General features: G+C 56.6%; 14 protein-coding genes. 4 read left to right on the top strand and 10 right to left on the bottom strand.

Features of this window, described 5'->3' with window-relative positions; all coding sequences use genetic code 11:
- The first annotated feature begins 2 nt into the window (after positions 1-2).
- The 3 genes from ACEWL3_RS11780 (at position 3) to ACEWL3_RS11770 (ending at position 2,837) form a co-directional block, all read left to right on the top strand.
- Positions 3-953, top strand: coding sequence for an MBL fold metallo-hydrolase (locus tag ACEWL3_RS11780; RefSeq protein WP_386183038.1), 951 nt, complete (start codon positions 3-5; stop codon positions 951-953).
- Between the two features lie 85 nt (positions 954-1,038).
- The gene (locus ACEWL3_RS11775; RefSeq protein ID WP_386183040.1) at positions 1,039-2,640 is read left to right on the top strand and encodes an FAD-dependent oxidoreductase; all 1,602 of its coding nucleotides are present in this window, start codon (positions 1,039-1,041) and stop codon (positions 2,638-2,640) included.
- Positions 2,640-2,837: a DUF2783 domain-containing protein gene (locus ACEWL3_RS11770; protein WP_386183042.1), complete on the top strand. Its 198-nt coding sequence runs from the start codon at positions 2,640-2,642 to the stop codon at positions 2,835-2,837. The genes ACEWL3_RS11775 and ACEWL3_RS11770 overlap by 1 nt, the downstream gene beginning before the upstream one ends.
- Before the next feature lie 311 nt (positions 2,838-3,148).
- Here ACEWL3_RS11770 and ACEWL3_RS11765 read toward each other — a convergent pair whose 3' ends face one another.
- The gene (locus ACEWL3_RS11765; protein ID WP_435000919.1) at positions 3,149-3,319 is read right to left on the bottom strand and encodes a hypothetical protein; all 171 of its coding nucleotides are present in this window, start codon (positions 3,317-3,319) and stop codon (positions 3,149-3,151) included.
- Between the two features lie 41 nt (positions 3,320-3,360).
- On the opposite strand from ACEWL3_RS11765, the gene ACEWL3_RS11760 reads away from it, so the two are divergent.
- The gene (locus ACEWL3_RS11760) at positions 3,361-5,028 is read left to right on the top strand and encodes an ABC transporter substrate-binding protein (RefSeq protein WP_386183044.1); all 1,668 of its coding nucleotides are present in this window, start codon (positions 3,361-3,363) and stop codon (positions 5,026-5,028) included.
- A 65-nt stretch (positions 5,029-5,093) separates the two neighbouring features.
- Here the strand turns inward: ACEWL3_RS11760 and ACEWL3_RS11755 are convergent, their stop codons facing one another.
- From ACEWL3_RS11755 to ACEWL3_RS11715, 9 genes are all read right to left on the bottom strand, one after another.
- A complete protein-coding gene (locus ACEWL3_RS11755; RefSeq protein WP_386183046.1) occupies positions 5,094-5,567 on the bottom strand; it encodes a 3-hydroxyacyl-CoA dehydrogenase family protein in 474 nt (157 codons plus the stop codon).
- Positions 5,564-6,448, bottom strand: a complete 885-nt coding sequence (locus ACEWL3_RS11750; protein WP_386183048.1) for a helix-turn-helix transcriptional regulator — start codon at positions 6,446-6,448, stop codon at positions 5,564-5,566. The genes ACEWL3_RS11755 and ACEWL3_RS11750 overlap by 4 nt, the downstream gene beginning before the upstream one ends.
- A gap of 78 nt (positions 6,449-6,526) precedes the next feature.
- Entirely contained in the window at positions 6,527-6,952 is a 426-nt protein-coding gene (locus tag ACEWL3_RS11745; protein WP_386183050.1) for an acyl-CoA thioesterase, read from the bottom strand.
- Positions 6,953-8,122, bottom strand: coding sequence for a benzoyl-CoA 2,3-epoxidase subunit BoxA (boxA, locus tag ACEWL3_RS11740; RefSeq protein WP_386183052.1), 1,170 nt, complete (start codon positions 8,120-8,122; stop codon positions 6,953-6,955).
- 83 nt (positions 8,123-8,205) lie between these two features.
- A complete protein-coding gene (gene boxB / locus ACEWL3_RS11735) occupies positions 8,206-9,657 on the bottom strand; it encodes a benzoyl-CoA 2,3-epoxidase subunit BoxB (protein WP_386183054.1) in 1,452 nt (483 codons plus the stop codon).
- Positions 9,658-9,745: 88 nt separating this feature from the next.
- The gene (gene boxC, locus ACEWL3_RS11730) at positions 9,746-11,404 is read right to left on the bottom strand and encodes a 2,3-epoxybenzoyl-CoA dihydrolase (protein WP_386183056.1); all 1,659 of its coding nucleotides are present in this window, start codon (positions 11,402-11,404) and stop codon (positions 9,746-9,748) included.
- A gap of 114 nt (positions 11,405-11,518) precedes the next feature.
- A complete protein-coding gene (locus ACEWL3_RS11725) occupies positions 11,519-11,974 on the bottom strand; it encodes a DUF309 domain-containing protein (protein ID WP_386183058.1) in 456 nt (151 codons plus the stop codon).
- Positions 11,958-12,782: an alpha/beta fold hydrolase gene (locus ACEWL3_RS11720; protein ID WP_386183060.1), complete on the bottom strand. Its 825-nt coding sequence runs from the start codon at positions 12,780-12,782 to the stop codon at positions 11,958-11,960. The genes ACEWL3_RS11725 and ACEWL3_RS11720 overlap by 17 nt, the downstream gene beginning before the upstream one ends.
- A complete protein-coding gene (locus ACEWL3_RS11715; RefSeq protein ID WP_386183062.1) occupies positions 12,779-14,320 on the bottom strand; it encodes a benzoate-CoA ligase family protein in 1,542 nt (513 codons plus the stop codon). Before ACEWL3_RS11715 ends, ACEWL3_RS11720 begins: the two co-directional genes overlap by 4 nt.
- Positions 14,321-14,374 lie beyond the last annotated feature (54 nt).

Genomic DNA, 14,374 nt, shown 5'->3' with positions numbered 1-14,374 from the left:
CGATGGCCAAAGCCTTTGCATCCCAGGGCGACATGACGGAAAAAACCATCACCTTTGACGAGATTGGCCGCGACCTCTGGGCCTTCACCGCCGAAGGCGATCCCAATTCGGGTGTGATCATCGGCGATGACAGCGTGATGATTGTCGAAGCACAGGCAACCCCGCGTCTGGCAAAAAAGGTCATCGACAAGGTCCATTCCATCACCGACAAACCAATCAGCCATGTGGTGCTGACCCATTATCATGCCGTGCGGGTCTTGGGGGCTTCTGCCTACGGTGCCGATCAGATCATCATGGGCGACACCGCCCGCGCCATGGTGGTAGAGCGGGGGCAGGAAGACTGGGACAGCGAATTCCAGCGGTTCCCGCGTCTTTTTGAAGGGCACGAAAGCATCCCCGGCCTGACTTACCCGACCACCACATTCTCTGACAGCATGACAATCTATCTCGGTAACCGCCGTGTCGACCTAATGCACCTTGGCCGCGCCCATACGGCAGGCGACATCGTCATCCATGTACCGGACGAAAACGTGATGTTCACCGGCGACATCGTCGAAGATCACTCCGCCTGCTATTGCGGTGACGGGCATTTCAACGACTGGGGTCATACCCTCGACAACATCGCGAGCTTTGACGTGGATGCCATCGCCCCCGGCCGTGGCGGTGCGCTCATCGGCAAAGATGCCGTTGCCCGTGCCATCGACAGCACCCGTGATTTTGTCAGCAGCACTTACGCCCCCGCCGTCCGCGTCGCGGCCCGTGGCGGATCATTGAAAGAAGCATGGGACGCCGTGCGCGCCGCCTGTGACCCAAAATTCGCGGATTATGCGATCTACGAACACTGCCTGCCCTTCAACGTCGCCCGCGCCTACGACGAAGCCCGCGGCATCGACACCCCACGCATCTGGACAGCCCAGCGAGATCTGGACATGTGGGCGGCATTGCAGGGGTGAAAGGAGATTGGCGATTGGTCCGTTGTACGCCAAACGCCACTCCCGCAATACCGACGTAATACCGACACGAAAATCGGAGTACCCCATGGCCTACGACTACGCCCCCTTCCCCTACACCGCCCCCCCCGGATTGAGTGCCCCAGAACCGCGGCATCAGGTGGTGATTGTGGGCGCTGGCCCGATTGGTCTCGCGATGGCGGTGGACCTTGCGACACGTGGCATCAAGTCGGTGGTATTGGATGATAACAACGTGGTGTCCGTGGGGTCCCGCGCGATCTGCTGGGCGAAACGCACGTTGGAAATCTTTGACCGTCTCGGCGTCGGTGAGCGGATGCTGGAAAAAGGTGTCACATGGAAAGTAGGCCGAAACTTCTTTGGCAAGGATGAAGTCTATAACTTCGATCTGCTCCCCGAACCGGGCCATAAATATCCCGCCTTTATCAACCTGCAACAATACTACGTCGAACAATATCTCATTGAACGAGTTCAGGAATTCCCGGATCTGATCGATCTGCGATTCCTGAACAAGGTCACCGACCACGCCGATCACGGCACCCATGTGAGCCTAAAGATAGAAACACCCGATGGCCCCTATTCGCTGGAGGCAGATTGGTACATCGCCTGCGATGGTGCCGCGTCGCCCACCCGCAACCGTTTGAATCTCCCGTTTGAAGGTCAGACGTTTGACGAACATTTTCTGATCGTCGACGTCGAAATGGAGCAGTCCCCCTTTGGCGATCACGACACTCCCGAACGCTGGTTCTGGTTTGCACCGCCCTTCCACCCTGGCCAGTCAGCACTGCTGCATAAACAGCCCGACAACATCTACCGCATCGACTTGCAGCTTGGCCCAGACACCGACCCAAAGACCGAAGCGACCGAGGAAAAGGTTACCCCCCGCCTCAAGGCGATGCTGGGCGACAAACCCTTCCGGCTCGACTGGATGAGCGTCTATAAATTCCGCTGCGCCAAGCTGGATCGCTTTGTCCACAATCGTGTGCTCTTTGTCGGCGACAGCGCCCATGTGGTCAGCCCCTTTGGCGCACGCGGTGGCAATGGCGGCATTCAGGATTTGGACAATCTGGGCTGGAAACTGGCGGCAGTGCTGAACGGTGACGCACCCGCCACGTTGATCGAAACCTACAACGAAGAACGCACACACGGCTCTGCTGAAAACATCCTGCATTCATCACGCGCCACCAATTTCATGACCCCAAAATCCCCGATCGAAGCGCTGTTTCGGGATGAAGTGTTGAACCTTGCCACCACCCATCCCTTTGCGCGTAGGTTGATCAATTCGGGCCGTTTGTCTCGGCCCTGCTCGTTGGCGGGCATGTCATTGCAGACCCCCGGCACTGCGCCGGTTCAACCCGGCGAGGCGCTGATTGATGCGCCCATCAAAGGCCCGAACGGCGACACGTGGCTAATTGCTGAGGCCCAAGGTCAATTTACACTGCTTGGATTTGGGGATGTGAAACTGCCGACCATTCCGGGGATTGCGTCTATCGGGATCAATAGCCGTGCCGGATACCCGTGTTTCGAAGACGTGGAGGGCCATGCAACCCGACGTTACGGACGCAACCACATCTATCTAATACGTCCGGATGGCCACATTTGCGCAGTTTTTGACCGGCCCGATGCCGCGGCTATCACCGCTGCATACACCCAAGCCAGAGGAATTCAATAATGGCCCTTAATGATAAACTTGGAGACAATGGCGATGCCTTTTACAACTGCCTGATGGCGGCGCATGATGGCCTCAGCGAGGCGCAAAGCCACGCTTTGAACGCCCGCCTCGTCCTGATCCTCGCCAACGAAATTGCTGATTTGGACGTCCTGCAAGACCTGATTGGTGAGGCGGCTCAAAACGCAAGGGCCCAATGACGGGTGTCCAAAGACAGCCAGGTTGTTAGACTTATATAGATTCGCGTTGGCCCAAAAATCGTGATCATTTCGGCTTTTGCCCCGACTGCAGAAAATTAATCTTTTGTATTTGAAATCCTGCTTCGCCTGTCGATGGACCGGCTAAACATGGCCGTTTCTCGGGCGCGTCTCAAAATCTGTTGACCCGTAATTATGGGCGACTATCCTCAGAGCGACATTCAACCGCACTCAGATGGCGCTGCCAGCCCATCCAAGGTCCGTTCCAACAGCAGCGGCGGGAACGATCACTGACCTTGTCGCGTTTGTATATATCAACCGCTGTGCAGGCTTTCCATCGCTGTACCCGGCAGAGCGGTGTTCAACTCTGTGCGATGGGCTTGACGCATGCAACGCAGTGTCTGAGTATCGCGCAGCACCCACAAGGGACGCTGAAAAAAGCAGATCAACTGCATCACCTGACGCCACATAACGGCGATTTCCATGACAGCAAAAAACGCTGCCAACGACAACAGAGAGGAAGACCATGAGTTTTTTGACACGGACCGGCAAGCCGCTTCCGCAGGCCATTTTGGATTCTGCTGAGAGTGCGAAAAAAGATCCGGTGAACCGTCGCGAGTTTCTGGCATTGGCCAGTGCCTTTGGTGCGACCGCCGCAACTGCATATTCGATGATCGGAATGGCCAGACCCGCCATGGCCGCCGGCCACAAAGAAGGCGGCACCGTCCGCATGCAGCAAGAAGTACGCGCACTCAAAGATCCACGCACCTATGACTGGTCGCAGATCGCAAACTTCTCCCGCGGCTGGCTGGAATATCTGGCGATTTGGGAGAACGATGGTACGTTCTCACCCGCCCTGCTGGAAAGCTGGGAAATCAACGACGACGCCACTGAATACACATTGAACGTTCGCAAGGGCGTCAAGTGGAACAATGGGACCGATTTCACCGCTGCAGATGTTGCGCGCAACATCGAAGGCTGGTGCGACAAGTCGCTTGAAGGCAACTCAATGGCGGGCCGTTTTGCTACATTGGTAGACGAAGCAACCGGCAAAGCCATCGAAGGATCGATTTCCGTCGTGGATGATCACACCGTCAAGCTGATGTTACCACGTCCAGACATCACATTGATCCCTGGCATGGCAGACTACCCAGCGGCAATCGTGCCCGAAGGCTTCAATGCAGATACAATGCTCGACAATCCTATCGGCACCGGCCCTTACCTGCCCGAGTCTCTTGAGGTTGGCGTAAAAGCTGTGATGGTCAAGAACACCGATCACACATGGTGGGGCACCGAAGTCTATGGCGGCCCATACATCGACCGCCTGGAATACATCGACTACGGCACAGACCCATCTGCATGGATCGCCGCCGCCGAAGCCGAAGAAGTGGACGCTTTCTATTCTATGGAAGGCGAATACATCGACATCATGAGCACGCTGGACGGCTGGAACGAAAACACCATCGCCACTGCTGCGACGATAGTTATCCGTCCAAACCAGGAGGCCGAAATCGACGGCGTCAAACCATACGCTGACAAGCGTGTGCGTCAGGCACTTGCCATGGCTGTCGACAACGCGGTTCTGCTGGAATTGGGTTACGCTGGCCGCGGCTTGGTTGCCGACAACCACCACGTCGGTCCAATGCACCCTGAGTTCGCTGAAATTCCACCGCGCACAGTCGATCCAGTAGCAGCCAAGGCGCTAATGGACGAAGCAGGTATGGGCGATTACGAGCACGAGTTGTTCTCAATCGACGATGCATGGCGCAAAGATACAACTGACGCTGTTGCAGCCCAGTTGCGTGATGCTGGCATCAAGGTAAAGCGGACAATTTTGCCCGGCTCCACTTTCTGGAACGATTGGGTCAAGTACCCGTTCTCATCCACCAACTGGAACGCGCGTCCTTTGGGCGTTCAGATCTGGGCGCTTGCCTATAAGACCGGTGAAGCATGGAACGAAGCGGCGTACTCCAGCCCTGAATTCGATGCCAACCTGGAAAAGGCACTTGCAACGGCTGACGTCGATGCCCGTCGCGAATTGATGGCAATCGGTCAGAAGATGATGCAGGACGACGGGGTTACAATCCAGCCATATTGGCGTTCACTGTACAACCACACCAAAGTTGGTCTGGTAGGTGCAGAGCACCACATCGGCTTTGAATACCATCCTGCACGGATGGCCTGGACCGCCTGATCCGGGAAAATTCTTGAGAAGGGGCCGCGCCAGTCGCGGCCCTTTTTTTATGCAATCACATATGGTTAGACCTGCCGGCCTTGGGGAAAATTGACGGCTTTTGCCAAAAGCGATGGAGCGGCATTATTCTCGGCCAATGCGCTGCGCAACGCCGCGTTCATCATCGAAACCAACGCCGCATCACTGATCTCGACCCGATTTGCCCTGGCAAACCACGCCTCTTCACGGATCAAATCTTCGATCAGCGGATCAATGACGGCACCCCCGCCACCGGGATACCGATAATATCCGACACCACCGATCTTGCCCACGCGCCCTTCGGCAACCATACGCGGCAGTATGGAGCCTTTAGGTTTCGGGCGGCGCACCAACACACGATCAAGACCCAATAGATCCTGTGCTTCGCAAGGGCCCATCGAATATCCCCATGCGGTCAGCGCCTCGTCCAACTCCCATGGGTTTGTGTGGTGCAAAAGCAGATGTTCAGCGGCCCACCAAAAAGCATCCTGCAGCGCCGCGACCATATCCACCTCAGTCATACAGGATCAAGGAACCGCCGCTTGGCGATGAGTGTCAGCAGATCATTGAGCGATGACCGCACCGCCCGGTTCGACGTGTTCACCTGCGCCTCGGCTTTGTTGTAAAGCGGCGTACGCAGTTTGAGCAATTCATTCAACTGGGTCATTGCCGCCGGATTGCCCTGCATCGGTCGCACATCACCCTGGGCGCGCACCCGCTGCATATGCTCAGGCGGGCTGGTCTTGACCCACACCGTATGAAACCGCTCCAACAGGCGTGCATAGGTCGCAGGCTCGGCCACGATGCCCCCTGCAACAGCTAAAATCACCCGGTCGTGCCGGGCGCTGACCCGCTCCAACGCCTCGGCCTCCATCTCGCGGTACCCTTCTTGACCATAAAGCGCCATCACCTCTGCCAAAGGCATGTCGGTTTCCGCCTCGATGTCTTTGTTCAACTCGACAAACGGAATATTCAGCGCTTCGCCCGCCAGTTTGCCAAGGGTCGATTTGCCAGCGCCGCGCAAACCGATCAGACATATCCGGCCCGCCCGCATCACATCCGGGTTCTGTGGGGCCAACAGACTGCGGACCTTTTGTTGTACGTCCAAAGGGGCTTGGCGAAAAAGCGCGACAACCCGTTGCACGTCGTGGTCCATTGGCACGTCCTCAGCCAACAGCGCGCCCACCTTCAGATCAAGCGCCGCCGCGACCCGTTGCAAAAGCAAAATCGAAATATTGCCTTCCCCGGCTTCCAACTGTGCCAGATAGCGGGGTGACACACCGGACAGTTCAGACAGCACACGCCGGGGCATGCCACGCGCCTTGCGCGCCTCTGCAACACGCATCGCAAGCTGTGCGATCAATTCCGCGCCGGGGTCATAGGATGGATCTGTAATAGGCATGGCTTCCAATTCAGGAACAATATTGCAAGTCTAACGTACAAAATGCGCCCAACAACCGCGATTTGCGCAAAAGTTGCACTATTGCGCACGAACCAAGGGTTCGATCACACGGCGCAGCGCGTCTGGCGCGGATTGGCTTTTGAATTGATCTGCGATGGTGAAGACGCATGTAAAGCTGCCCTCGAAACACAACACACCGTTCTGACGCGCCTTCATCCCAAAGGTGATGGATTTATTGCCAAGCCGGGTTGGGTACGTCTCGCACATCAACATGTGGCGCGGGGTGACAGGGCTGAGGAAATCCATATTCAGGTTCACAAACGGCGTTCCGATGTTGCGGTCAAGCTCAAGCTGAAACCAGCCATCTCCGTCAAAATGCGCTTCCCACCAGGCATTGATCGCTTCCAAAGCGAAGGCGGGCAAGCGGCCCGTATAAACAATGCGCGCAGGATCACAGTCACCCCATGTCACATTGATCTGGTGCACGAATGGTTCTTTGCTCATTTAATACGTTTCCACATGATATCGGCCCTCTTCGCGCATCGTGTCGCGCAGCGCAATCCACTGAATGCCCATGCTTTCCGCGATTGAGGTCATGGCGCGTTCCACCCCGTCTTCCATCCCGCGCAGGCCGCAGATGTAAATATAAGTGCGCGGATCACCCAACAATTCGGCAACGGCCTCCTGCTCCGTCACGATCCGATCCTGCACATATTCCTTATCCTGATCGGGCAAACGGCTGAACACCAGATGCTGTTTCAGCACACTTTCAGGAACCTTCTTGAGAGGGCCAAAATAGGGCAGGCTTTTGGGCGTGCGGGCACCAAAGAACATGGTCATGCCACCCGTTGCCCCACTGCGCTGTCGCTGCATGGTAAAGGCACGCATGGGGGCCGACCCGGTGCCCGTACAGATCAACAGAAGATGCGCATCAGATTGACTGGGCATCAGAAACGTCGCGCCGAACGGCCCCGTCACATCTACAGTGGAACCCTGTTCCAGATCACAAAGATAGTTCGACGCCAGCCCTTTGTCCTCACGCTTTACCGTCAACGAAATATTGTGATAGCCGGGCCGCTCGCCATCGCGGGGGCTGGATACGGAATAAAGCCGCGGCAGATGCGCGTTGCCATCCGCATCAACACCCGGTGGAATGATCCCGACCGACTGGCCCTCAAGCACCGGAAACGGCAACCCGCCCGGGTCAAGGATGATATGGCGAACATCATGATCGGGGTCATCGGTCAAGGCGTAATTGCCCTGGACGGTCATCTTGGCAGGCCTGCTCAGATTGTACATGTTGACTGTTGGTTTGCCCGCATTTGCAGGTGCGCGCGCCTTGCCTCCTGCGCCCTTATGCGCTTCGGCCAAGAGTTCTTCGATGGGGTCAGCCGCCTCATCTGTGGCGACCGTTTCGATGTCTTCTTGTTCCGGCAACTCCTCCATCTGGTATTGCTGTTCGAGTGTATAGGGCGTCTCAACCACCCGCCATTCGTCGATTGACCCGGTGGGGCAAACCGGAATGCAATCCATACAAAAGTTGCAGATATCCGCGTTGACCACGACGTTGTTGTCGTCATGCTCAATCGCCTGAATCGGACAGGTGTTCTCGCAGGTGTAGCACCGAATACAGATTTCCGGGTCGATCAGATGTTGTTTGACGGGTTTGTTCATCACAGGCCCTTCGTGTGCGCAGATGGGATCAAACCCCACCTTTCGGAATTTCGGTCAGGTGGGGTTTGGCCCCACCGCGCTGTTCAAGCCATGTGCAATTTCACATACTCAAAATCGCCCGGTTTGTTATCAATCCCTACCTTGGGTGCCGCAATCCATGACGCGTATTGTCCGGCCTCAAAGCAAGGCACCATCAGCGATTGGATAAAGTCACCATCGGCCTTGGTTGGCAACCACTCGTTCCGGCGTTTCTGCCAGTCCTCGGCAGAGATCACATTGCCGTCCGGATCGACAGCCACGGTGCTGAACACACCAATCTGGCGGTGAAACCCTTCATGTGGGAGTTTCAGTTCATATTCGATACCCGCCTTGGCGATCTGCTTGTTCCAACGCCCCACGCCGCCCGCCGCATCACGCACATAGTCGTCGCGCAGGCGCATATTGACTGCCGTAAGCGCTGGCACATCCTCGGTCAAAATTTTCCCATCGACTATCGAGGTCACCGCGTAGGTGTCATTTTGCAGCTTGTGATCATCGTCAATGCGGTGCTCCATATACCGGCCTTTGATGCCAGCGTTGAATGCGTTGGCAGCATTTGTGCTGACTTCCTGGCCAAACAGGTCAAGTGACAGCGTATAATGAAGGTTCAGCTTTTTCTGGATCGTGGGCAGATCGATAACACCCAAATCGCGGATTTTGCCAATGTCATAGGGGTCGGTAATTCCCGCCTTGTTCATCGCTTCAACCGTGGCCTGAATGGTCCGGCCCACACCGGTTTCACCAACAAACATGTGGTGCGCTTCTTCGGTCAGCATAAAGCGGCAGGTGCGCGACAGCGGGTCAAAGCCGGATTGCGCAAGGCTTTCCAACTGCATCTTGCCATCGCGGTCCGTGAAATAGGTGAACATGAAAAAGCTCAGCCAATCCGGCGTTTCCTCATTGAAAGCACCCAACATACGCGGCGCTTCCTCGGAACCGGACGACCGCACCAACAGATCATTCGCTTCTTCACGACCATCACGGCCAAAGTATTTTTGCAGCAAATAGACCATCGCCCAAAGGTGCCGGCCTTCCTCGACGTTCACCTGAAACAGGTTGCGCAGATCATAAAGCGACGGCGCGGTCAGCCCCAGAAAACGCTGCTGCTCAACCGACCCCGGTTCAGTATCCCCTTGGATGACAATCAGACGCTTGAGCATGTTGCGGTATTCGCCCGGCACTTCTTGCCAGGCGGTCTCGCCGACATGTTCGCCCATGGGTATCTTGCGGTCCTCCACAGCTGGTGCCAGCAAAACGCCCCAACGGTATTCGGGCATCTTCACGTAATCAAACTTGGCCCAGCCTTTGGGGTCCACACTCACAGCGGTGCGCAGATAAACCATGCTTTCCTGAAAATTCTGCGGGATCAGATCGTTCCACCAGTTGATGTAACCGGGGTGCCATTTTTCCAGCGCTTTCAGCACTTTTTTATCTTCGCTCAGCCCCACATTGTTCGGGATTTGCGTGTCGTAGCTTACGTTGATCAGGTCCAGCATTTCATCTCTCCTCAAGCACGGGCTGGCGATGCGCCCCCCTTACAATTTCCCTCGCAAGGCAGGCGCATCGCCCCCCTCACCTTTCAGTTCACACACGTTCCATGTTGTATTTGCCGCGCACACCGGTGCCATAACGCTGCAATGCGCCTTCATCACCAACCGCATTGGGGCGTTGAAAAATCCAGTTCTGCCACGCGGTCAACCGGCCGAAAATCCGGGTTTCCATCGTTTCCGGCCCGGCAAACCGCAGGTTCGCCTCCATCCCCGTCATTGCATCAGGGCTAAAGCTGGCGCGCTCTTCCATAAACAGCCGCACCTCATCTTCCCAGTCAATGTCGTCATAGGCATAAGTGACAAGGCCAAGCTCTTCGGCATCCCCGGCTTCCACCGCCTCGCCAATGCTGCATTTGAGTTTTTCAACCTGTTCAGGCGTTCCCAAAAAGCGTGTTTCCAACCGGGTCAGATCATTGCCCATAGGATAGCTACCAAAGTTGCCTTCGCTCAGCGTCACGGCCGCGAGCGGGCGGTTATCCCCATCAAATTCTTCCAGCATCATATAGCTGCGGTCAGCGGCCCACAGCAGCTCTGCCAAAGGCCCGGCAAAACACGATCCATGCTCCACAATCGCGACAAGGCTGCGCGAAGTCATATCGACCCGCTTCATGACCCGCTTCCAATACTGGATCACTTCATTGGCCAGCCAATGATCCGCATTATTCAGCAACAAAGCCTCGTGCGCGATCACAAGTTCCGGGTCGCCCTGTGTCTGAAATTCGATCAGGCCCAGTTCTTTTTCATTGTTGCGCAAATGCAGGATCGCATCGTCCAGTTCGCGCGCAGCCCGCAGCAGCCACGCGTCCGCACCTTGATCCATGAAAAAATCCATGTCGTCAGGCGCGTCTTCGCCCGGCCCTTTGATCATCACTGTGGCACGCCTTGCGTCAGGGTGAAGCGTGACCTCGACAGATGAATAGATCACGCCATCCGCTGTGAAATTCCGCTGGAGCGGGGTCAGTTCAATGCCCGCGCTGACATCTGCCTTGTCCGATGCCGCCGCCATCTCCTTGGCCCGCGCAACAACCGTTTCGTCAAATTTCGAGTTCGGGATAACCTCATCCACCAGCCGCCACTCAACCGCACGCTTGCCCTTCACACCTTCTTCGATAGAACAAAACACATCCGCCAGATCCCGCCGCACTTTGCGCTTGTCGGTCACGCGGGTCAGCCCACCTGTGCCCGGCAAGACCGCCAGCAAAGGCACCTCAGGCAGGGCCACCGATGACGTGCTGTCATCGGTCAGCATCAGGTGATTGCACGCCAGCGCCAGCTCATAACCACCGCCCGCGCAGGCCCCTTTGATCGCGCAAATATAGTTCTGACCGGAATCGGCCAAAGCGGCTTCATAGGTGTTGCGGGTCTCATTGGTAAATTTGCAAAAATTGACCTTATGCGCATGAGCAGCGCCGCCCAGCATGCGGATATTGGCCCCCGCGCAGAACACCTTGTCCTTGGCTGATTGCATCACCACGACCTTTACCTCGGGGTGTTCAAACCTCATTCGCTGCACCACATCGGCCAGTTCTATATCGACGCCAAGGTCATAGCTGTTCAGCTTCAGATCATAGCCATCAAACAGCCCTCCCTTTTCGTCAACATCCATAAAAAGATTGGCGACCGGGCCGTCATACGTCACCTTCCAATGCCGATACTTGGATGGGTCGGTCTGAAAGTCGATGATCTTGGTCATGGCGCGTCCTTTGGCGGATGATGCTGGCTTTGATGTATTATAATTCATTTATCCAGGGCGAACAGGTGGGCAATTCTAGATATTTCACCGAATATTTGCACTATATAGCAACATTTATCGCTCTATGCGGTTTTCAGTCTCTCTGACCCATGCCTGCGCATCCCCCACAGTCAGCCCCAGAATCGCACGGTCATTCGGGCAGCGCGCCAGATGCGCTTGCACCATATTGCACAAACGCCACGCTGCTTGTGGGCGGTCCATCCGCAGCTTTAGCCGCGCATTCGCCAGTTGAATCAATGCCTGCACCATATCGCGTTCCGCAGTGCCGTCTTGCGTCTGCATCCAAACGGCTTCAAGCACCTCATGGCATTCCCAGAAATATCCGGCGTTCAGATACGCAAGGCCTGTTGTCCAGGCTGTGGTATGGTGCAATTGCGCGGCCGGGATTTCAGATGTCACAGTCTGTTTGATCTGATCAAACCAGTCTTCGGGATGGCGCGCGTTCTTGCCCGGGACATAGGCGTGGGTTGGCACCGCGATGCCGTGCGGCAGATCAGCCAACGCGCACATCTGCCTGCTCAATTCGTCCCAGACGGTTGCAAAACTCGAAAATTGCAGCGTCTGTTTCGGCTGGATATTCAAGGTGCGGGGCATGCCCACAGTTGTCCAGAACAAGCGCCTCGAACGGGGAATAGATCCGCGTGTCGATCTCATCAATCTGGGCCAATGTGCCGTAAGGGTCATCGCGGCCCTGAACGGCCAGCACCGGGATGCGCCAGTGATCAATGACATCGGCCACATTCCATTCGGCAAAGTCGGGGTCCATCCACGCATCGTGCCAGCCCCAGAAAGCCACATCAGGGTTCGCGTGATATGGTGCCAACCGCGTCTTGAGGTCCCCGGTCTGATAGGTTCTTCCGGCGGCCGCAATTGTGGCCAATCCGGTTGGTTCGGTAAAGAAATGGGGTGCGATCAGGATCAACCCCCGCACCCGCATATCCGATACCGACCCCGCATAAATCGCAGCGATGGTGCCCCCATCGGAATGCCCGATCAGGATCGTCTGTTGCACACCCAGTTCATCCAGAACGCCACCTAGGACCTCGGTCGCCTCGCGCGTCTGATAGTCAAGCGGTCGCGGTAGATCGGTACTGTCAGATGCACCATACCCCGCCCGCGAATACGCCAGAACCCCAAGACCTGTTGCGGCAACCAAACGTTTCGGCAGGTCGCGCCAAAGGGCCACGGAACCCAATCCCTCGTGTAACAGCACCAGCGTCATAGCTTTGTCAGGCGGCGGCCCCCAGCAGGCATATTCCAGCGTTTTTCCACCCGCGATCAGCCGTGCGTCCTGTTCATTTGTCCAGGCGGCTGTCATGTCCTGTCGCTCCTAAGCTTGAACCGTTGAATTTTACCTGTTGCCGTTTTGGGCAGGTCTTCGACCACTTCAATCCAGCGGGGGTATTTCCATTTTCCGACCTGGGTTTGGACATGGCTCTTCAACTCGGCCAGCAATGCGTCATTTGCCTCGCCCGATTGCAGCACCACAAAGGCTTTTGGTTTGTCCAACCCGTTTTCATCCTGAGCGGCGACAACTGCGGCTTCCAAGACCTGCGGATGGCTGATCAACGCACCTTCGACTTCAAACGGGGACACCCAAATGCCCGAGACCTTGAACATGTCGTCCGTCCGTCCGCAATAGATATAGCGCCCGTCTGCGCGGCGTTCGTATTTGTCACCGGTCCGCGTCCAGACACCCTCAAACGTGCTGCGGCTTTTGTCGCGCTGGTTCCAATAGCCTGTGGCGGCAGAATGCCCGTTTACCAGCAACTCCCCCAGTTCGCCCACACCCACCTCTGCGCCCGCCTCATCCACCAGCCGCAACTCATACCCCGGCACCGCAATGCCGGACGTGCCATAAACGATGTTGCCCGGCGCGTTGCTCAAGAAAATATGCAGCATCTCAGTTGATCCGACGCCGTCCATGATGCCCACACCCATATGCGCTTCCCACCGTTTGCCAATATCTTCGGGCAAGGCTTCGCCTGCGGAAATACACGTCCGAAGCGGTACATTCGGGGCACCCGTTTTGTCCATGTGTGCCACCATGGCGGCATAAAGCGTCGGCACGCCGCAAAAAATCGTCGGCTGATGTGCCGTAATCGTATCGATCATGCCCTGTGGCGTCGGCCTGCCTGTGAACAGGACAGAGGTTGCACCGACAGACAGAGGGAATGTCATCTCATTGCCCAAACCATAGGCGAAAAAGAACTTGGCGGCAGACAGGACGAGGTCATCTTCGGCAATCTGCAACACCTGCGCGCCGTAGGTATCGGCAGTGGCCTTAAGCGCGGAATGAACATGCGCCACACCTTTTGGTTGCCCGGTTGAACCAGATGAATAAAGCCAGAATGCCACCTCATCCGCACTGACAGGCAGCGTGGCTTGCGGCGCAGCGCCTTTCAGAAAGGCGTCATACCGTGTGCCCCCCTGCGCGGCATCGCCGATCACAACGACATGCCGCAGATAAGGATTATCTGTCAGAGCGGGTGCAATCACCTCCCATAGCGGCGCCGAGACAAACAGAATGGCCGCCCGGCAATCGCGCAGGATCACATCATAGACCGGTGTGCCCAGCAACGTGTTCAGCGGCACAGGAACCACACCGGCCTTGATCGCGCCCCAAAACACCTGCGGAAATTCGATCTGATCAAGCACCAGCATCGCTGCGCGTTCTTCTGGGCGAATACCGGCTTGGGTCAGCGCACCTGCAACAATCGCGGCCCCTTGTGCCATTTCGCCATAGCTCAGCGACCGGCCTGTCTCAGCCTCCAGATACGCGCTTTTGTCAGCGCGCCCTTCGTCCAGATGACGGTCGACAAAAAACGTTACCGCGTTGGCTTTGACTGACAGCATATGGTCCCCCTTGAATAGGCATTCTGCATTATGCCGCGCAATTCGCAAATCATC

This window comes from Sulfitobacter sediminivivens (assembly GCF_042611115.2).
GTDB classification, from domain to species: Bacteria; Pseudomonadota; Alphaproteobacteria; order Rhodobacterales; family Rhodobacteraceae; genus Sulfitobacter; species Sulfitobacter sediminivivens.
This window is presented reverse-complemented; position numbering and strand designations above follow the sequence as displayed.

Excerpts from the sequence above, each read along its gene's own strand:
- ACEWL3_RS11780 (WP_386183038.1), top strand. The coding sequence starts at position 3 with ATGGCCAAAGCCTTTGCATCCCAGGGCGACATGACGGAAAAAACCATC.
- ACEWL3_RS11775 (WP_386183040.1), top strand. The coding sequence starts at position 1,039 with ATGGCCTACGACTACGCCCCCTTCCCCTACACCGCCCCCCCCGGATTG.
- ACEWL3_RS11770 (WP_386183042.1), top strand. The coding sequence starts at position 2,640 with ATGGCCCTTAATGATAAACTTGGAGACAATGGCGATGCCTTTTACAAC.
- ACEWL3_RS11765 (WP_435000919.1), bottom strand. The coding sequence starts at position 3,319 with ATGGAAATCGCCGTTATGTGGCGTCAGGTGATGCAGTTGATCTGCTTT.
- ACEWL3_RS11760 (WP_386183044.1), top strand. The coding sequence starts at position 3,361 with ATGAGTTTTTTGACACGGACCGGCAAGCCGCTTCCGCAGGCCATTTTG.
- ACEWL3_RS11755 (WP_386183046.1), bottom strand. The coding sequence starts at position 5,567 with ATGACTGAGGTGGATATGGTCGCGGCGCTGCAGGATGCTTTTTGGTGG.
- ACEWL3_RS11750 (WP_386183048.1), bottom strand. The coding sequence starts at position 6,448 with ATGCCTATTACAGATCCATCCTATGACCCCGGCGCGGAATTGATCGCA.
- ACEWL3_RS11745 (WP_386183050.1), bottom strand. The coding sequence starts at position 6,952 with ATGAGCAAAGAACCATTCGTGCACCAGATCAATGTGACATGGGGTGAC.
- boxA (WP_386183052.1), bottom strand. The coding sequence starts at position 8,122 with ATGAACAAACCCGTCAAACAACATCTGATCGACCCGGAAATCTGTATT.
- boxB (WP_386183054.1), bottom strand. The coding sequence starts at position 9,657 with ATGCTGGACCTGATCAACGTAAGCTACGACACGCAAATCCCGAACAAT.
- boxC (WP_386183056.1), bottom strand. The coding sequence starts at position 11,404 with ATGACCAAGATCATCGACTTTCAGACCGACCCATCCAAGTATCGGCAT.
- ACEWL3_RS11725 (WP_386183058.1), bottom strand. The coding sequence starts at position 11,974 with ATGTGCGCGTTGGCTGATCTGCCGCACGGCATCGCGGTGCCAACCCAC.
- ACEWL3_RS11720 (WP_386183060.1), bottom strand. The coding sequence starts at position 12,782 with ATGACAGCCGCCTGGACAAATGAACAGGACGCACGGCTGATCGCGGGT.
- ACEWL3_RS11715 (WP_386183062.1), bottom strand. The coding sequence starts at position 14,320 with ATGCTGTCAGTCAAAGCCAACGCGGTAACGTTTTTTGTCGACCGTCAT.